This window comes from Lacipirellula limnantheis, assembly GCF_007746075.1.
In the GTDB taxonomy this organism is placed as follows: domain Bacteria; phylum Planctomycetota; class Planctomycetia; order Pirellulales; family Lacipirellulaceae; genus Lacipirellula; species Lacipirellula limnantheis.
Map to the genome: position 1 here is coordinate 4,195,456 of NZ_CP036339.1, position 18,934 is coordinate 4,214,389.

General features: G+C 61.8%; 11 protein-coding genes. 7 read left to right on the plus strand and 4 right to left on the minus strand.

Going from position 1 to position 18,934, the window contains the following annotated elements; genetic code table 11:
• The first annotated feature begins 39 nt into the window (after positions 1-39).
• The 7 genes from I41_RS16160 to I41_RS16190 all read left to right on the plus strand — a co-directional run bounded on the left by I41_RS16160 (position 40) and on the right by I41_RS16190 (position 11,846).
• Positions 40-951, plus strand: coding sequence for a carbohydrate ABC transporter permease (locus I41_RS16160; protein WP_145433958.1), 912 nt, complete (start codon positions 40-42; stop codon positions 949-951).
• A gap of 213 nt (positions 952-1,164) precedes the next feature.
• Positions 1,165-1,770, plus strand: coding sequence for a carbohydrate ABC transporter permease (locus I41_RS16165; protein ID WP_210420967.1), 606 nt, complete (start codon positions 1,165-1,167; stop codon positions 1,768-1,770).
• A gap of 49 nt (positions 1,771-1,819) precedes the next feature.
• On the plus strand, positions 1,820-5,386 hold the full coding sequence (locus I41_RS16170; RefSeq protein WP_145433960.1) for a GH36-type glycosyl hydrolase domain-containing protein: 3,567 nt from the start codon (positions 1,820-1,822) through the stop codon (positions 5,384-5,386).
• Positions 5,383-7,584 (plus strand): hypothetical protein, encoded by a 2,202-nt coding sequence (locus I41_RS16175; RefSeq protein WP_145433961.1) that lies wholly within the window; start codon positions 5,383-5,385, stop codon positions 7,582-7,584. Before I41_RS16170 ends, I41_RS16175 begins: the two co-directional genes overlap by 4 nt.
• A 432-nt stretch (positions 7,585-8,016) precedes the next feature.
• Positions 8,017-8,751, plus strand: a complete 735-nt coding sequence (locus tag I41_RS16180) for a PEP-CTERM sorting domain-containing protein (RefSeq protein ID WP_145433962.1) — start codon at positions 8,017-8,019, stop codon at positions 8,749-8,751.
• Between the two features lie 226 nt (positions 8,752-8,977).
• Positions 8,978-10,567, plus strand: coding sequence for a PEP-CTERM sorting domain-containing protein (locus tag I41_RS27320; RefSeq protein ID WP_168206949.1), 1,590 nt, complete (start codon positions 8,978-8,980; stop codon positions 10,565-10,567).
• Positions 10,568-10,697: 130 nt separating this feature from the next.
• Entirely contained in the window at positions 10,698-11,846 is a 1,149-nt protein-coding gene (locus I41_RS16190; RefSeq protein WP_145433963.1) for a DUF1559 family PulG-like putative transporter, read from the plus strand.
• Positions 11,847-11,992: 146 nt separating this feature from the next.
• On the opposite strand, the gene I41_RS16195 is transcribed toward I41_RS16190, so the two are convergent.
• The 4 genes from I41_RS16195 to I41_RS16210 all read right to left on the minus strand — a co-directional run bounded on the left by I41_RS16195 (position 11,993) and on the right by I41_RS16210 (position 18,402).
• Positions 11,993-13,447: a glucoamylase family protein gene (locus tag I41_RS16195; protein WP_145433964.1), complete on the minus strand. Its 1,455-nt coding sequence runs from the start codon at positions 13,445-13,447 to the stop codon at positions 11,993-11,995.
• Between the two features lie 129 nt (positions 13,448-13,576).
• A complete protein-coding gene (locus tag I41_RS16200) occupies positions 13,577-15,388 on the minus strand; it encodes a hypothetical protein (protein ID WP_145433965.1) in 1,812 nt (603 codons plus the stop codon).
• 53 nt (positions 15,389-15,441) lie between these two features.
• Entirely contained in the window at positions 15,442-16,782 is a 1,341-nt protein-coding gene (locus I41_RS16205) for a DUF1501 domain-containing protein (RefSeq protein WP_145433966.1), read from the minus strand.
• Positions 16,783-16,911: 129 nt separating this feature from the next.
• The gene (locus tag I41_RS16210; RefSeq protein WP_168206950.1) at positions 16,912-18,402 is read right to left on the minus strand and encodes a DUF1549 domain-containing protein; all 1,491 of its coding nucleotides are present in this window, start codon (positions 18,400-18,402) and stop codon (positions 16,912-16,914) included.
• Positions 18,403-18,934 lie beyond the last annotated feature (532 nt).

Below are 18,934 nucleotides of genomic sequence, written 5' to 3' on the forward strand. Positions count from 1 at the left end.
ACCATTGCGAAATCATCATCGTCGCCGTCGGGTGCAGCCATGCCCCAGAAGACGGCAACGGTCGGAGCACGCAGCTATGACGGCCCCTCTTCCGGTTGGTGGTTTGCCGGCCCCGCGGTCGCCATCATCGCAGTCTTCTTCCTGGCGCCGATCGCGGCGTCGATTCTGTTGAGCCTTACGGACTTCGACATCTACGCCCTCGCCGACTGGCAGAACTTGCGGTTCGTCGGGCTGCAAAACTATATCCAGCTTTTCCACACCTATCGGTTCTGGGTCGCCCTGCATAACACGCTTTACTTCGTGGCGATTGGCGGCCCGCTGTCGGTGGCGGCGTCGCTCGGCGCGGCCCTGCTGCTCGAATCGAAGCTGACCCGCCTGAAAGTCGTCTGGCGGACAGTCTTCTTTGCCCCCGTGGTAACGACGCTCGTCGCCGTCGCCATCGTGTGGCGGTATCTTTACCACACGAAATACGGGCTCTTTAATCTTGCGCTGACCAAGCTTGGGTTCGAGCCGATCGACTGGCTCGGCGATCCGCATTGGGCCATGCCGGCGGTCATCTTCCTGGCCGTCTGGAAGAACTTTGGCTACAACATGATCATCTTCATGGCGGGCTTGCAGAGCATCCCGTCTGAACTCTACGAAGCGGCCGAAGTCGACGGCGCTGGCCCCGCGCGCCGGTTTTGGCATGTGACGCTGCCCATGCTCGCCCCGACGTTTCTGTTTGTCGGCGTGACGACGATCATTGGCTTCTTTCAGCTCTTCGCCGAACCTTATGTCATGACCCAGGGCGGACCGGAGGAGAGTACTTACAGCCTCGTGATGCTGATGTACGAGCAAGGTTTTCGCTGGTGGCGTTTGGGATTCGCCTCCGCCGCAGCCATGACGATCTTCGGGATTACCCTAGCCGCGACGCTTGCGCAGATCTGGCTCCAACGGAAATCGGGAGTCTAAATGCGCTACGTAAAAGTCGTGATAACGAATGTCGCGGTTGCGGTGCTGGGGTTTCTGGTAGCGGCCCCGCTCCTCTGGATGGTCGGCGCGGCCTTCATGCCCCGTGGGACGGCGCAAACCTATCCGCCCCCCCTATGGCCGACGGCCCCGACGTTGCAGAACTTTCGCGAGCTGTTCAGCCGGCTCCATTTGGGGCGTTACTTGCTGAATAGCTTGGCGATTTCGCTCGCGATCACTTCGTTCGCGCTCCTGTTGAACGCCATGGCAGGCTATGCGTTCGCAAAACTTCGCTTTGTCGGGCGAGAGCAGGTCTTCCGGACGTTGCTGGCGGCACTGGTAATGCCGCTGCAGGTCGGCATGCTTCCCCTCTTCTTAATGCTGAAACAACTCGGGCTGATCAACACCTATTGGGCAGTCATCATTCCTTCGATGGCGACGATTTACGGGATTTTCATGGTACGGCAATACGCACTCGCGATTCCCGACAGCCTCCTCGATGCCGCTCGGCTCGACGGCGCCAGCGAATGGCGGCTGTTCTTCACCATTGTCCTCCCGCTGTTGAGGCCCGTCCTCGCCACTCTCGGGATTTTCACATTTTTGTCGGCTTGGAATGACTTCATGTGGCCGCTGATCGTCCTGACGGGGAGCGAGAACTACACGCTGCCGGTCGCCCTGGCGATCCTCTCGACCGAGCACGTTCAGGACGCCGAGCTGATGATGGCGGGCTCGCTGATCACAATTTTGCCGGTGCTCTGTCTCTTCATTTTGCTACAACGGCAGCTCATTGGTGGTATCATGGTGGGCGGGGTCAAAGGCTGACTCCGCCACTTGTCTTAGTTCGACTCCTCTAGGATTGCAGGCTCACTGGATGGAAGGCGTCTCGGCGACTCAATCGTCCCGCCGCGCGAATCAGGATTCGCGAGCGGACCAACTCGAAACCGCGCCGGCAAAATTGTTCGGCCCGCGGCTCGCCTGCACCATTACGTCGCAGGGAACAGGTTCCCTGGGATTTGAGGAGCTTGCAGTGACGCGGTGGGGTGACGATCCGGTCATCAATCGCAGCGGGTCATTCCTTTATCTCCGCGATCTGGAGGATGGGGTATTCTGGTCAGCCACGCTCCAGCCGACAGGCGTCGTCGCAGATCGATATGACTTCGAAGCCCATCCGGGTCGCGCCTGCTTCCGCCGTTCGGATCGCGGCATCCAGTCCGAACTGGAGGTTTGCATTTGTCCCGACTCCGACGTGGAGTTCCGCCGCTGCCGAGTGACAAATCCATCCTCGCGCTCGCGGACGATTGAACTCACGTCATATCTCGAATGGGTGCTGCAAGACGCCGCGGCCGACACGTCTCATCCAGCATTCTCTAAGCTTTTCGTACAGACCGAATTCCTCCCCGAATTTCATGCGACAATCGCGCGCCGTCGCCGCCGCGACCCGCGGCAATCGATCCTTAACGGGGCTCATTGGATTGCCAGCATCGAGGGTCGAGCCTCGGCCGTCGTGGCAAGCTTTGACACGAGCCGCATGGCGTTCATCGGTCGCGGTCGCTCCTTGGCCACGCCGCAGGCACTATCAGCGGCGACTAGCGAACCGCTGGCGGGGCACAACGGTCCAGTGCTTGATCCGATTTCCGCGCTGCGCACCGTTTTTTACTTGGCGCCAAATGAAAGCGCTTCCATCGTTTACGCCACGACGGCCCGCCGCGACGACGAAGTTCTCGGCGCGCGCCTTAGCGCCCTCAGTTCTGAAGACGTCGACATCGCCTTCCTGCGCGCCGAAGAGTTCGCACGACGAGAGACGTTGTTCGGCGAAGCAACGACTCGGTCGAATCGCGAAATCACGCGGACTGTGCGGGAGCATCTTGGCGAGTCACGACGCGTCGATCGCGCCCACCGCGCTGCATCTCACACGCAAACGGAAAAATACTCTCTGCTCTCTACGCTGGGGTCGGACGATCGTACAGACGGCGTTTCTGCCGCACTCGAAGCACTTCGATTCGACAACGGCCATGGCGGCTTCAACGAGGCTGGCGACGAGTACGTCATTAGGCTGAGGCACGCCGCTGACGGCCGACTGCAATTGCCGCCGCTGCCTTGGTCGCATGTCGTCTCGAATCCTCACGCCGGGTTCATCGCCACCGAAGTTGGCGCGGGATGCAGTTGGACGATAAACAGTCGCGAGAACCGCCTCACGCACTGGGGGAACGATCCCGTCACCGATCCGCACAGCGAAGCCTTCTATCTCCGCGAAGCCGCGACGCAGGCTTACTGGTCGCCCACAGCCGGACCAGCCGACTCGGGGGCGGACCATGAAGTTCGCTACGGCTTTGGGTACGCCAAATACGTTCAGCAATGCGCCGACCTCAAGCAGCAGCTGGTGCAATTCGTGCCGCTCGAGGATTCGGTGAAGATCTCGCGTTTGCACCTCCGAAACCTAACACTCCACTCCCGCGAACTAGACTTTTTCGCCTACGCCCACCTCGCTTTGGGCAATGGCGCTACGTCACACCGGGAGTCGATTCGCACTTGGTTCGACGACGCCAGCGGTGCATTATTCGCAGTCAACTCGCAGCGCTTGCTGGCGGAAAGGGTCGCCTTCGCCAAGCTGGTATGTTCCGAGGATTCAGGCGGGGCTGAGTTCAGTTGCGACCGCCAAGAGTTCATCGGGACTCTGGGCGATCTCTCGGCGCCGCGCGCAGTCCGCGAAGGCCGAGAGCTCTCCAGTCAATCCAGCGAGAACGTTGATCCCTGCTTGGCGCTGATGCGGAAGATGCGCGTCCCTTCCCACGGCGACGCCGAATGTTGGCTGCTGTTAGGCGAAGCCGATAGCGAAGCAGAGGCCCGCTCGCTCATCGCCAAGTATTCAACGTCGGCGAGCTTGGACGAAGCGTTCGCAGAAGTTACCGCCCAGTGGCGCCGCACGCTTTCCGCGGTCCAAGTCGAAACTCCCTCCGCCGCGCTGAACGTCATGGTCAACGGCTGGCTCCCCTATCAAAATATCAGCTGTCGTCTGTGGGGCCGCTCCGCCTACTACCAGTCGGGCGGGGCCTATGGCTTCCGGGACCAGCTTCAAGACGCCGCGGCGCTGATTTACCACGACCCGGCGGTGACGCGAGCGCAAATTGTACGTCATGCCGGCAGTCAGTTCGTCGAGGGAGACGTCTTGCATTGGTGGCATCCGCCAGACAATCGGGGCATGCGAACCACGTTTTCGGACGACCTGTTGTGGCTCCCCCTATTAGCAAGTGAGTACGCCGCCACGATCGGTGATTCGGCGCTATGGGACGAAAGCGTGCCTTTCTTGGAGGGGCCTGCTCTCGACCCCGGCGAAGCGGAACGCTACTTGGCGCCGCACCGTTCCCACTTGGCGGCAAGCATCTACGAACACTGCTGTCTGGCGATTGATCGTTCGCTTGCGGTTGGCGCGCACGGTTTGCCGCTGATGGGGTGCGGCGACTGGAACGACGGCATGAGCCGCATCGGCCAGGGGGGACGCGGCGAAAGCGTCTGGATGGGGTTCTTCCTCTGCGAAGTGCTGCGCCGCATGATCCCCGTGTGCTCGTCGCGCGGGGACGGCGACCGTATACGACGATATCGCGACCATCAGCAGCGGCTACAAGAAGCGCTCAACAGCGAAGGCTGGGACGGCCAGTGGTTCCGCCGCGCATTTTTCGACGACGGCGAACCAGTCGGGTCCGCCGGCAGTAAAGAATGTCAGATCGACGCATTAGTCCAAGCGTGGGCGGTTCTATCGGGGGCCGGGGTTGAAGAAAAAGTGCAGCAAGGCATCGACGCCGTCGAACAGCGCCTGGTCGACGAATCGGCCGGCCTGATTCGCCTGCTCGATCCGCCGTTCGACAAGCTAGATCATGATCCCGGATACATCATGGGGTACGTCCCCGGCGTCCGTGAAAATGGCGGCCAGTACACCCACGGCGTTCTCTGGTTCATTCGAGCGCTGGCCCAACTCGGCCGAGGCAGCCGCGCCGTGAAACTGCTGGAGATGCTCAATCCGATCAACCACTCGCGCACGCCGTGCGAAGTTGGCGTCTATCAGGCCGAGCCCTATGTGGTCGCTGCCGACGTCTACAGCCAGCCGCCGCATGTCGGTCGCGCAGGGTGGACGTGGTACACCGGCAGCGCCGGTTGGATGTGGCGCGTCGCCGTGGAGTCGGTGCTAGGTCTGCAGGTGGTGGGCGGCCGCGAGCTGCGCTTAAATCCTTGCATCTCCGCCGAATGGCCGTCGTGCGGCTTTAGTTATCGTCTGCCGGACGGCGCGACGTCGTATCACTTCGACATCGTCAATCCGCATGGTAAGGAATGTGGCGTCACCGTGGCGACTGTCGATGGAGCGGCAGCGGCGGTCGAGAATGGCATCGCCGTCGTGCCGCTAGTCGCTGATGGCGGGGAACATCGGATCGTGGTGACGCTATGAGCCCCGATTACGGCAAGGGTGTCGGCGTTCGGGCTGCACTCGCAACGTTATTCCTAACGGCGTGTTCACTCGCCGCTTGGCCATCGCTTGTCGTTGCAAGTGATCTCTCCGTCGTGAAGCTGTTCGACGGCGAGCGAACAGGGGCTCTGGGTTCATCGCAATTCCTCAACAATTGGGGCGGCTCCTTTTCCCCGGGCAGTCTTTCATCGATCCAGCGCGACGCGATCGTCTCGCACACCGGCGCGGCGTCGGTCCGCGCTAACCTCGGCACGATCGCCGCGGGCGGCAGCGGCTTCTTTCAGACTTTTTCCAGCGAACCCTCGCCGCAAAGTTATCGCCAGACCCGCGACCTGTCGCGCTACGAGAGTTTCGAAACCTATGTCCGAAACGATACCGGCGCGCCCCTCAACCTCAAATATGAGCTGAAAGACTACCGCGACAATCTCTCGCATCAGGCCTACCGCACATTCGTCGTACCGGCCGGATCAGGCTGGACGAAGCTCTCGGCGCTGTTGGACTTACAGTCGCCAGGGTGGACTGTCGTCGGCTCCCCGGATCTGTCGCGGACCTACGCGACGAGTTTTGTCGTCTCGCCGCAAGCGGGGAGCGTCTCCGGTTCGATTTACCTTGATGACTTTAGCCTGCGCGAAGCGAAGCCCACGCTCGATCCGCTAACGGCTCCGATCGCCAGTGTCGTCGAGCGTCTCGCCGAGCGGCAATTCAGCGGCTTATGGACCGCCCGCAATCGAACGACGGGACTTATCTATAATTCGTCGGACGATGCGAATCTGGCCGCGATGAACACGACCGGCGGGGTCTTGTGGATGCTCCCCGCGGCCGTCCGCCGCGGATGGGTCAACCAGGCCGACGCCGATCTGTTCGTCGGCCAAGTCGTGACAAGCCTCAATGCAAATCTGGACCAGTCGCGCTACTTGCCGACTCGCTTCATCAACCCTTCGTCCGCACTGCTCCCCGGCGGCGCGAACGAGGAGTCGAGCATTGACGCTTCCTTCATCGCACTGGGGCTGCACAACTATCGCCTGCAAGATACGACGACTGTGCCGCTCGCCGCGTCGATTAACGCCGTTGTTAACCGCTTCGAATTCGACGCCTTCGCGGCGCCGGCGGGGTTCCGACTCGCCTACTTTCCCGGGTCCGGGTTCACCGCCGGCACTTACGATGGCTACACCAACGAAGGAAAAGTCGTTTCGTTAGCGGCCGAGCTTTCGACTGATCACCACGTTCCGCTCGAAAGCCGCTGGAACAGGGACGTGAATCGCGTGCGCGCGTTTCTTGTCAATCCCGATGACGCGCATCTGGTGCACAGCCTCTCGCAGTTCCGGGCGCCATTTGAGCAGGCGCTGCTGAACCTATTCGTCGACACGTCAGATCGAGGAGTCGACAACTACCCCAATCGAAACCTGGCCACGAACCCCTGGCAAAACTATGTGCGTTACGAGCGCGAGACGGCCGCAAAGCTTGTCGCCCTCGGCCGCACCGGGCTATTTCAGGCCGACGCTGGCTTTGGCGGGACAGGCGGATACGAACAGTACAGTCTCTACAATAATTTTGGACAGGGCGATCTGTTCATGCCCTGGAGCGTTGCCCTGGCTCTGCTGGCAGGCGCCGATGGATCGGAAGCAGCGCTGCGCATGATGGCTGCGAATGATTTGCTCAGCGGTCCGCTGGGGTTGGCCGATTCGGCGCGCTGGGCGACCGGCGCTGCTGGGCCGACGAACATTCCCGCGCTGCAAGACAATTGGAACGTCGTCCTCTCGACGATGGCACTCTTGGAATACCTCGAAGGCGACGCGAGCTCAAGCCGGCGTTTCGCCGACGCGGCGACCGTCGACGCGGCCCTCGACGCTGTCTTTATCGATGGCGACCTCAATGGCAATGGCGTCGCCGACGGGGTCGATCTCGCCATCTGGCGAAGCGGTTTCGGGGACGTCGCGGGGGCGACCCCCGCCGGCGGCGATGCAAACGGCGACGGCGGCGTCGACGGAGCAGATTTCCTCCACTGGCAGCGCGGAGCGGGCTCCACGGCCGGGCTATCCTCCGCCGGCGCCCTTCCGGAGGGGTCCAGCCTTTCGCTTCTCTCAATTGGAACGTTGATATTCTGCGGCGGAAGGCAGTTTCGACAGTCGCCTGCGTCGCGCCGGCATTGCGCGGCCAATCGGGCAAGAAAATCCCGATGAAAGCGCTTGCAAGCGATTGGATTGTGTGTAGGATAGAGGTCAGGCAAGAGTACTTTTCGTTTCTTACTTTTCACGACTGCATGGTGGAACCCGACGCTGAGTGCACGGGCAGGCGGCAGGCGCCCTGAACGATAGCCGGAATAACGCGCATTTGACGCGTGATCGATTTCGGCTGCGGACGCCCCGAGGCAGCGACGGGTTGCATCGCGATGTTCGCTTTCGGCGTGGAGTGGGAAACCGTACTCCTTAGCAGACGTCGACCTCGTTAATCGAAGGAGTCGCCTGTGAAATAACTTGACGTGCTCGCCCTTTTTGGCGGCAAAGCACGACACGCGCGTACACGTTGAAAGCGAACGAGAACAGGCTTGTGAGGGGCGCTGTGGCGGCCCCTCGGACTACTGCAGTGAGAACCATTCTAAGAGGGAAGTCCCAATGAAAAAGAGATTCGCAGTGTTGGCGGCGTTGAGCATGGTCATGCTCGGCGCGACGAACGTACAAGCACAGAATTTGCTTACCAACGGCACGTTGGACGCCACTTACGATCAAGAGATTGTCCCCGGATTCTTCCTGCCGAAGCCGGCAAGTTGGGTCAACGTGGGATCGCGTACCTTGACCGGTCCCTACGAAGACGAAATGTCGTCAGAGCCCTGGGCCGGACCCGCGCCGACTCCCGTGACGACTGGCGGAGCCGACGGCGGCGACTGGGCTGTGTTCTTCAAGCCTTTCTCAGGCAATCCGACTGATGGTGCGGCGACAGGTCATCTTTACCAAGACGTCCCGGCGACGCCTGGCGTTCGTTACAACCTGAGCGGGTGGGCCGGCGCCGAAGCAAACTTTCTAGCCCAAGGGGCGGAAATCGCGCTCGAATTCCTGGACGGCGGTGGTTCCGTTATCGGCGGACAAGTCGTCAACTTGTTGCCGACGCTCACGCTCGATAACGGTCTGGCCTTCGACTACAAGCAGTACAACGCCTCCGGCGTGGCGCCTGCCGGGGCCGTCTCGGTTCGTTCGCGGGCTTCGATGATCGGAGCCACGGGGAATCCGGCTGGCGGCGGGCAAGCGTTCGTCGTCGACGACTTCGTCCTCGTCGCCGTCCCCGAACCAGCGACCCTTGGCTTGCTCGGACTTGGATTGCTGGGCCTCACAGCGATTCGTCGCCGTAAGTAATCGCGCTTAAATCGATAGTTAGAAGATATGGACAATTCCTCGCTAGGGCGCTCGGACTGCCCGAGCGCCCTAGCGAGAATGATCAACCCGCTCCGAACGCCGCCGCGGCGACGTCGCGACGCTCGGATCCGCTTGATCTAACGCCACACGCCAAACACTCAATTAGATCTTATAGACGCCGTCGACACCTTCTCTGATCGACCAAGGATTCCAGGAGAGCATCGGGATGAGGAACGCAAAATCACTTTCAGTCGCCGCCGGTCTGAGTGCCGCGTTGGCGATCACGTGTGCCCCTAAAGCCAATGCCGTCGAACTGCTCATTAGCGGCAATTTCGAAACTCCTGGAGCCGTGGCGGGAGATATTCCGGGCTGGGGCCTGACTGAATTCCTGACCGGCGTCGCTGGCGCCGCCAACACCGCCGAGTTAACCGGCGGCTCGGACGTGCAGCTTTTCCTGCGCGCCTTCGAGGGCGGCGGCCCGCTTGGCCCCACTCAGGGTAACTTCAACAACGATGGCCTGCCGGCCGGGAACGTCGACGGCGCCGATTTCCTCATCTGGCAGCGCAACTTCGGGTTGACGGGCACGGCGCTGCCGGAGCAAGGCGACGCAGATGGCGACATGAAAGTCGACGGAGCCGACCTCACCCGTTGGAAGGACAACGTCGGCAGGACGCAACAGTATGGCAACGCACGCCTCTTTCAAACCGTACCGGCGGCTGCGGGAGAAACGTACACGTTCCAGGGGACGTCGACCTTCGAAGATAACTATTCTGGCTTCGTAACGACTCTGGGCGACGAAAGTCCCTTCGGCCAAATTCCGTCGCCGACGACGACCCAGTTTCGCATGGAATTTCTGAACTCCGGCGGCCAAGTGATCGGGACGCCCGCGACGCTCGACCTTCGCACCGAGCAAACTTTCCCCGGCTTTCCGATCGTTCACTCGCCGCTGGTGGCACAGGCTCCCGCGGGAACCGTCAACGTGCGCGTCGTTGCCGAGGCGCTTAACATGGCCTGGAACGGCAGCACCGGCACCAACGGAGGCGCCCAGTCAGCGTTCTTCAACGATTTTTCGCTGAAGAGCGGGAGCAACCCGGGAACGGATCTGCTCACCAACGGAAATCTCAACCTCGGCCCGCCTGACGCACTCGACTTCTGGAATCAGGTGGAGACGCCTGCCACCCGTACCGAAATCTTACGAACCCCAATTGCGAGCTTTTCCAATCACACTCCGGGAGGGACGCGCGGCGTCTGGCTGAGCGCGTTCTTCGGTGCACATCCCACGTTCGAGCCGACTCCGGTTGACGGGGTGATCTCGCAGACGGTCACGGCCCAGCCGGGCGGCACCTACACGTTCTCGGGTTGGACCAAGTTCGAAGCCAATTACTCCGGCGGCGTCGACACGATCAGCGCCGCTAGCCCTGGCTCGTTCGCTGGCCAATCCTCGCCGACCCATACGGAGATCAAACTCGAATTTCTCGACATCAATAGCGTCGTCATCAGCTCGGCGGTGATCGATGCCAAGGCAGCGCGCCGGCTCCTGAGCCCCACAGGCAATGCGAACGACAACATCTGGTATCAGCATACGTTGCAGGCAGTCGCGCCGGCGAACACCGTGTTCGCGCGACTCACGGCCCAAATGATCGACGGCGTCTTCAACGTCGATCCCGGTCAGTCGGCGTTCTTCGACGATTTCTCGCTCGACGGTCCCGGCGTCTCGCTCATAGCAAACGCCTCCGTCCCCGAACCATCGTCACTGATCGGTCTTGCGACCGGTGCGCTGCTGCTCGGCTTCGCTCGCGGCCGCAAGCAGCGCTAGCTCGGAAGAGATTACGGACGAACGCGGCGTGAACGAACGTCACGCTAGGTCTCGTGCTAATTGATTGGCACACCGAAGGCGAATGCGCGGAGCAAATCGCTGCCTTTAGAGGTCTACAAAGGAACGAGTCATGAGATTCCCGTCACCGCAACGGCGTCGCGGTTTTACATTGGTGGAACTGCTGGTGGTGATCGCCATCATTGGCGTGCTCGTCGCCCTGCTGTTGCCGGCGGTCCAAGCCGCCCGCGAAGCGGCCCGCCGAACGACTTGCCAGAACCAAGTCCGGCAGATGGGAATCGCATTGCAGAATCACGTCGACGCGCAGAAGGTCTTTCCCACCGGCGGCAGTGTGCCGAATCCCAGTATTTCATCCTACACCTCGGGCGGCACGAATAGTCCGGGAACGCCAAACGGAGCAAATAAGCAGGGCTTGGGGGCCTTCTACCAACTGCTGCCCTATCTGGAGTTAAACGCAGTCAAAGGTCTGACGAATCCCACTCAGCTTCAGTCGACATTGATCCCCCTATACAACTGCCCATCCCGTCGCAGTCCGATGCGTTCGGCGAATAGTACGACAGGTAACCAGCTCACCGACTATGCCACGGCTCAGCCGGCAACCGACTACTGCGGTGCGGCTCCGTATGTGCCGTTGCAAGCATGGCCATTCAACGGCGCCAGTCCCGGATTCGCCATTCGTTCTTACTGGTGCGGAAATGGCACGTCTGGTTCTTGGGGGACTGACCCAGCGACTAGCGCCAACTACGGCGGCGTAGTCGTCCGTACCCCTTATCGAATTATCACCCCCGAAACCGCGACAGCGCCTGCCAAGGGCGAACTAGTGCCAGGCTTTCCCACCGCCATCAAACCGGGACAAGTGACTGACGGTTTGAGCAACACTCTTGTGATTAGCGAGAAAGTCGTTCGCGCCGACCTTTACGAAGGCCAACCAGCCCCCGATCCCGGAGGCGGCGGTGTTTCCGACGATCGAGGGTGGTCGGACGGATGGGACCCAGATTGCGTACGCTACACAGGCGTACCGCCGATTAGCGACGCAGATACGGCGATCTGTCAAAATCCTAACGCCGCTATCCAAAGGACTTGTATTGGCTTTGAAGGCTCTATTCCGGTCCTCTTTTTCGGTTCAGCGCATCCGTCTGGAATAAATGCCGTTTACGGCGACGCCTCCGCTCATTTCATTAACTTCGACGTCGACGTGCTGGTCTTCAACGCACTAGGAACTCGCGCCGGCGAGGAGACCGTCAATTCCAGTGCCTTGTAGGCCGTAGTAGCGTGCGACAAATGCCTGCAAGGGCGAATCTCTGATCGTTGCAGCGTTTCAGCCTCCAGCTCCGCCGAGCCAGCGATCGTGCCCGACGCTTACGGAAGGAAACCGCCCCTGAACGCCGCCCTGGCTTGAGCCGCGGCCTAATTGGGCTCTCGCAGCGGCTCCAGCTTCAGTCGTTCCATCGCCCGCTGCGCTAACGGGTGCTTCATAAACAACTGCCACACCAGACCCGTTCGCGCGTTCTCGATGGCCAAGATTAATGGCCCGACGTCGATCGAAACGTTGTCGTCGCACGCCCTGTTCTGATCGAGATTGAAACTGTCGGCCAGTGCGTACCCGCCATGCGATGGGTCACGCCATACAAGCGGAGCGCCCAAGTCGTTCCGCAATTCGCGGTACGCCCGCAGTGCCGCAACGCTCTCAGCGGGCATGAACATGATCGCACTCCCCGCCGCGTAGGGCGCCACGGTCCCGTCTTGCCACTCGTCTTTCTCGAACAAGCTCGGCTTCGTCTCCGGCACCAGGTAGTTCTCCCGCCCGTTGGCGAAGCCCATGCAAGGGCTGACCCCCCATCGATCTGGGGCGAACGTTTTATATTTCCCGGCAAGTTCGACGCAGCGTTGTCGGTGGACCACAAGCGCCCGGCGTGAGTTCTCGAACCAGTCGACGCGCGGCCCCTCGACGCCGAACTGCCGCGGGTCGTCAGCGTGGAGGCCCCGATAGTCGATCCAGCAATGGCTGAAGAAATAGGTGAAAGGGGTCCCCGTCGGCGACGCGATAAACGGCGGGAGATCGCCATGCTGGCGGAACTGCCGCTCCAATCGGAAGTAATCTTTGGGCGGCAGCGCGAACTCAGGATTCTCGCCGCCGACGGCTAAGAAATAAATGATGCGCTCCTCGTCGCTTGCGGCATTCCAGGTTCGCGGAATCAGTTCGCCCGGCCCGCCGACGGATTTGTTGTCGGCCGGCCACCATCCCATGCTCAGAAAGCCGTCGTCCGGGCTGAGGAACGCTCGCCAGTTGCTTTCCTTGGCGATCTCGTCAACCAGGCGCGCCGTCTCTCCTCCGAAGTACACGGCAGCCGGCATTGCCCCTGCCAAGAGCAGCGAATGATCGACCGTGCTCGCCTCATTCTTGAACGGCGGATAAATTCCGCCCGAGTCAGCCCGCACGAAGTGGAAGTAAATGCCTTCTCGGCGGATATCGGTCCGTTCACGCAAAGTACGTAGAATTCGCAGAGCCCACTGCTCGCCCTGCGCTCGGGTGATCCAACCCCGTTCCACGGCGATGGGCAGCGCCGAGAGCTGAAAGCCAACCCCGGCCAAACTCGCAACGGACGCGGTACGACGATCCTTCGCGAAGCCGCTCGGCCAGCCGACTTCATTCCAGAGGTAGTTGAAGCAACCTCGCTGCACTTCCTCGAGCAGTTGTTCGTCGTCGGGGCTAAACTCGTAAGCAATCGCCCGTCGAGTCTCCTCGCTGCGGAAGACGCCATCCGCCTCTTCGCGGTCGGCCGCGTAGCAGTGCGTCGAAACAGCGGCGGCCGTCAGCCACGCCGCAAGCCAGGGCCGAGCGGCCTCTCGCCAATGGGACATGTGAGTGAGCTCAAGTTGCGAGGAGAAGCGAGCTGTGGACGAGTAAAAAGGCGTCGCGCTGTTGGCATCGTAGATGGCGATGAAAGCGCTGTCAATTAACTCCTCGCTTCGTTCGCTGCCGCGAACTGGCTACGGCCCCTCGGTCTTTGCTTGCGCGCGCACGCTCGTGCTGGTCGGCGGCGCGTCTTGTTGAGCGTTGGCTGCTTCGCGCGCATCGACAAACCCGTCGCCGTCGCCGTCCAGTTCCTGAAACCGCGCAAGCTCGCCGAGAAACTCGCGACGGCTGAGGTCGCCATCGCCGTTAAAGTCGGCTTGGCGGAACCATGCGGGCTCCTCCGCCCTTGTCGCCAACGGCGCCCCTCGGGGCGGCGTGTAGAAGCCGTCGGTCCCAGCTCCGCGCAGAAACGCCACGGTCATCGAATAGGGCAGTTCATCGGCAGCGACTGCCCCATCGCCGTCGGCGTCTCGCGCCGCAAGTCGCTCCCGGCAGGCGGTCATCTCGCGCGTTCCGAGCCGCCCGTCGCCGTTGGCGTCGAGTTCTTCAAACAGTGCGTCTTCCTGGTCGTGCACCATCAATTCCAACTGATGCTGCGATCCCCCGCCGTAGGTCATCGCGGGACCGGCCTGGGCGGCCGCGCCCGTTGCTGAAATCGCCAGCCTCGTCGCCCCGAGGGCGAGCACCAAGCGACTGGGCGCGGATTCGCCAACAAGTCTCACTTCTTCAGCGTTTCCCAGCAAAGTCACTTTCGCCGCCGGCTGCTCTGCCATCGCCGCCGAATCGAAGTCGACGGCGAGCGTGACGTGCGGTTCGATCGTCAACAACCGGCCCAGTTCATCGCGGTCGAGCCATTCTTCTCCCGACTCATCGAGTTGAGCGAACAGCTTCGGCAGCGCAGGAAAGCTCTCCGGGCCCAGCGTTTGGTGCGGCGAGTACATATCAGGAAGCATGTAATCCAAGCGTTCGACGTCGTATCCCGGTTCGAGATGCAATGCCGCGTCGCGGGTGGCGTCACTGGCGGCGTCGAGCTGATTTTGACCCAACAGTTGTTCGCGCAACGAAGCCAGTTCGTCGAGCGTGAGGACCTGATCGTCATCCGCGTCGAGACCCAACAGTGCTGCGCCCGCCCCATCGAGCTCCGCGGCCGACAAGACTCCGTCGGCGTCACGGTCGAGAAAGGGCCAAACTCGCGAATGGGTCCGGGAATCTGGGGCGTACGCGCGGCTGCTACGAACGCGAAACGCCGCCGCGCTGCGCCCCGAATCGCGTCCCAACCAGGCGGTCGCTTCTTGCTTCTGCAAATAGCCATCCTCATTAAGGTCATATTGCTTGATCGCATCGCGCTTCTGCCGTTCATTCATCGCCGCCGGGCCAGATGCCAAGCCCTTGAGAAACGTTTCGTTATCCATCAACTCCTTCCACGTCGCCGTGCCATCGCCGTCGCTGTCGGCTGCCTTCATGAGGGCAGCGAGCTGCGCATCAAACGCTTCGTTGTAAGGATGGCCGTCAAGCGTCATGGCCACATCCATAAGCAACGGCCCGCCTGGCGTGAAGATGGCGATCCGCTCGGGCTTTGTCGCTGCCTTCTTTGGCTCCGGTTTCGCTTGCGATAGTGCGTCATCGGCGCTGCCCTCAGGAACAGGAGCCGGCTTGCGATCTTTCTCCGTACCGGTCGGCGGCGCGGCGGACACCGCCGCCGCCGGAGGAGGGCCCTCCACCGGCGCGGGGACGGACTTTTGCTTCTCGGCCTCGCTTGCGGGCGTGCCGCTGGCGCCTTGCGGTGCACTCGGCGCCGTGGCATGTTTCACATCACTGGCGGTCGAATGAGCGTCTTCAGGCGTCTTCGGGATTCCCCTCGGCGTGGCTGAAGGCGGCGATTCGTTACAGCCGCTCGCTGCCGTGACGAGTAGCGCGAGCATCCAGATCGGCCAACGTCCCGTCACGGCAATTCCTTCGCGACTAGCTGCTTGAGAATGACTTGCTGCGATACGCACACCTACGCCAGCAGGTCGGCGATCGGCGTTCCTTCGGCAATCTTGATTGGCCGCTCACCCATCGCTAGATTTTCGGCGTCGGGCGGCACGCCGAGCGCCGCGCAGAGCGTCGCCAGCACGTCGCCGATGGCGACCGGCTTTTCTTCGACCTTCATACCGTCGTCGCTGGTTCGCCCATACGCTTGACCACCCTTGATCCCTCCTCCCGCCAGAACGCACGACCACGCATTGGGAAAATGGTCGCGGCCCCCCATCGCATTGATCACCGGCGTACGACCGAATTCGCCCATCCATACGATCGTGGTGTCGTCGAGTAGCCGGCGCTCGCTTAGTTCCGTCATCAGCGTCCCCCAACCGGCGTCGAGTTCTTCCGATAACTTTTTTACGAGCTTGAAGTTATCGGCATGGGTATCCCAACCGAGACCGGCACCTAGCGACACCTCGACGAACGGGACGCCGCGCTCCACCAGCCGGCGCGCGAGCAGACATCCTTGGCCGAACATACCCGGACCGTACTTCTCACGGACTGAATCTTCCTCTTGCGACAAATCGAAAGCGGCCCGCACTTCAGGTCGCATCATATCGGCCGCTTTACGATAGAGAGCGTTGTGGGCGATAAACGACGCCGCACTATGATCGTCGAGAAAGCGCTGCTCCATGGCGTTCCACAGTTTCATTCGGCGCATTGCCTGCGCCTCGCCGACTCCCGAGGGCAACTCCAGGTCGTCGAGCTTCAACGCGGCGAACTTCGGCGAGACGACGCCCGGCAACACGCCTGGCGCGGCGCCGGCGCCTCCGACCAAGGCCGGCGAATAGCTAGCGCCGAGGAAGCCGGGCCCGAAGGCTGCGGGACTGATTTGCTGCGTCGGGGCAACGCTCACGTAGTTTGGCAGCGCGGACTCCGCCGTCGCCCCCAGTGCCTTCGCCAACGAACAAGCGATTGAAGGATATGCGACCGCGCCCATCGGCGGCTGCCCGGTCCGCACGAGGTACGTCCCGCGCTCGTGATCTCCCTCCTTCGTCGTGAGCGAACGAATCACGGCCATGCGCTCGGCGTGTTCGGCCAGCGTCGGCAGGTGTTCGCTGAAGCGCAGCCCTGGCGTCCGCGTGGCGACCTCCTTGAACTCGCCGCCGTTGTTGTGTCCTGGCTTCATGTCAAACGTATCGGTCTGCGTCGGTCCGCCGCTCATCCACAGCAGGATGCAATGCCGCTTCCGGCGAGGATCGGCGGCGACTTGCTCCGCGAGCGCGGGGAGCCAACTCGCGCACGTCGAGCCCATCAGCCCCAAGCCGAGATGGCGGAACATTTCGCGACGATCTAAATGCCAGAGCGGTTGGAGCATTGTTTCAGTCCGTTATTGACGTTGGGCGCCTTTACTGAATTGGCACTCACACCTACAAGATGCGCACCGATGATTTACTCGCGAGTTTTTCACGACGCCGCTTAAATCCCGTCATTCTCAAATCCAACCTCAATGATTAAATGCAAACTCCGTGCTATTTAGCAGCGCCCAAAAGCTGTCGCTCAGCGCTTGCCGGCGGTCGGCTTCGCTCTCCGCTGCCGAGATCGCGTCGACGAACAGCGCCCTTTCCTCGGCCGAGGGAAGTCGCGACAGCGTTGCGAGGAACAGCGCATCAACTCGCTCGACGTCGCTGAAATACGGGGCGTCGATCGCCCCCAACAGCCGGCTTTCTTGGGGCGCCGTCACCCGCGACGTTGTCTGGCCGTTCATCAGCATCAGCGCCTGCAACGTGCCGGCGCGGTACTCGGTAGGCTCTCCCGGCGGCGGGCGCATCCGGCGCACGAATTCGATCCGATTCGGATCCTCATCGAGCATCGCCGCCATGTTGCTCGCACCCGCGCGGTTCCAAGCGTTCGTGGTCTCGCTCGGCGGCGCCAGTCGCATGAAGCTGTCGTACAGTTGCTCCGGCGTCAGCGGCTTGGGCAACATGGCCGCAAACAATTCCGGCGGCTGGCGCTGATCGCCCGCAAAGCGGCTCGAACGCTGATATGCCTGCGTATTGGCCAGTGTTCTCCAGAGCTGCTGCAAGTCGAACTTCGACGCCACAAAGTGCTCCGCAAGTTCATCGAGTATCTGTTCGTTCGTCGTCATCTCCGCGGAGTCGTCAAGTTCGTCGAGCGTGGCCACCAGCCCCTTGCCAAACAGATGCGACCAGGCCCAGTTGACCGCCGCACGGGAGAAGTAGCGGTTATCGCGCGAGGTGAGCCACAACACCAACTGCGAGCGGCGACTCGCACTATCTTCCGCCGAAAGCTCATCGCCGCGGGGATACTTGGGCGGCACAATTTCCTCGGACTCAGGAAGTTTCACCTCGCCGCGATCGACGTCGACTAGCTTGTACGACGCCTGCATCATTCCCGGCGCGTTGCCGGGCGACTTCGTCCGGGCGAAGAACGCGGCGAGGCCCCAGAACTCTCGCTGCGACCAATTTGCAAACGGATGGTCGTGGCATTGGGCGCATTGCAGCTTCACGCCAAGGAATAATTCCGCCGCACTCGCGGCCACTTTCTCCGGCGCGACGTCATGCGACTGGTAGTAAAGAGCAGGTCCCAATTCGTCTCCGCCGTTGGTCAGCAGCAAGCTGCCCACGAGATTGTCGTAGCGCAAGTTCCGCGCGAAGCGCGTGCGGAGCCACTTCTGCAAGGCGGCGGCCTCGCGCTGCCGCGACGGATCGGCGCCCGCCGGCAAGATGCGATTGCGCCAGGTCGTGGCCATATGAGTCGGGTGGCCCGACGAAGCCAGCAATCGGTCAATCAGATCCGCACGCTTCGTCGGGTGCTGATCAGCTAAGAACTCACGTACTTCCGAAGTCCGCGGTACGACTCCCTTGAGGTCGAGCGAGGCCCTCCGCAGAAACTCTGCATCGTCCGCGAGTGATGACGGCGTCACGCCGGCCGCCGCTTGTCCCTGGGCAAGCAACTCGTCCACGCGTCGCGACATCGCTGCGTGACGCGGCTCCGCTTCACTTCGGTTGACGTCGGCGCCAGTTGCGAGCGGTTCACTGGTATCGGCCAGTGCCGGCGCATGACACGCGATGGCCATTCCCAGTAAAAGCGCGGCGAGAAGGTGCTTCCGGCAGGAGCGAGCGCGATGCGCAGTGATTAGCCAACCCATGAATCGCGGCCTCCATGGCGCCTGCGGAAGTCGGGCGAACGCCTCCAGTATAGCGATGTTCGTCGTCCACACGCCAATCTTTGCCAGATTGCCGCTGGAACGGCAGGCGATGGCGAATTGCGTGGCCTCAGAGGCATTCCACTCCGGAGATCTAGCCGCAGTAGGTTTTTGTGCAACGAAACTCCCCGATTGAGTGATGGCGAGCTGGCGGAAGGCCAGCCACCGAAAAACTGGGGCGATTTCGTGGAATATCGGGCGAGCCGGAGCGCGACGCGGACTTACTAACTCCGGTGCGGGGCCGCCTCGCGTTCAACCCATGCCAAGAGCGTTTGCGAGCGGGATGACGGCAACGGTATAA

Bases quoted from the DNA above. Each gene is read 5' to 3' on its own strand.
- I41_RS16160 (WP_145433958.1), top strand. From the start codon at position 40: ATGCCCCAGAAGACGGCAACGGTCGGAGCACGCAGCTATGACGGCCCC.
- I41_RS16170 (WP_145433960.1), top strand. From the start codon at position 1,820: ATGGAAGGCGTCTCGGCGACTCAATCGTCCCGCCGCGCGAATCAGGAT.
- I41_RS16175 (WP_145433961.1), top strand. From the start codon at position 5,383: ATGAGCCCCGATTACGGCAAGGGTGTCGGCGTTCGGGCTGCACTCGCA.
- I41_RS16180 (WP_145433962.1), top strand. From the start codon at position 8,017: ATGAAAAAGAGATTCGCAGTGTTGGCGGCGTTGAGCATGGTCATGCTC.
- I41_RS27320 (WP_168206949.1), top strand. From the start codon at position 8,978: ATGAGGAACGCAAAATCACTTTCAGTCGCCGCCGGTCTGAGTGCCGCG.
- I41_RS16190 (WP_145433963.1), top strand. From the start codon at position 10,698: ATGAGATTCCCGTCACCGCAACGGCGTCGCGGTTTTACATTGGTGGAA.
- I41_RS16195 (WP_145433964.1), bottom strand. From the start codon at position 13,447: ATGTCCCATTGGCGAGAGGCCGCTCGGCCCTGGCTTGCGGCGTGGCTG.
- I41_RS16205 (WP_145433966.1), bottom strand. From the start codon at position 16,782: ATGCTCCAACCGCTCTGGCATTTAGATCGTCGCGAAATGTTCCGCCAT.
- I41_RS16210 (WP_168206950.1), bottom strand. From the start codon at position 18,402: ATGTCGCGACGCGTGGACGAGTTGCTTGCCCAGGGACAAGCGGCGGCC.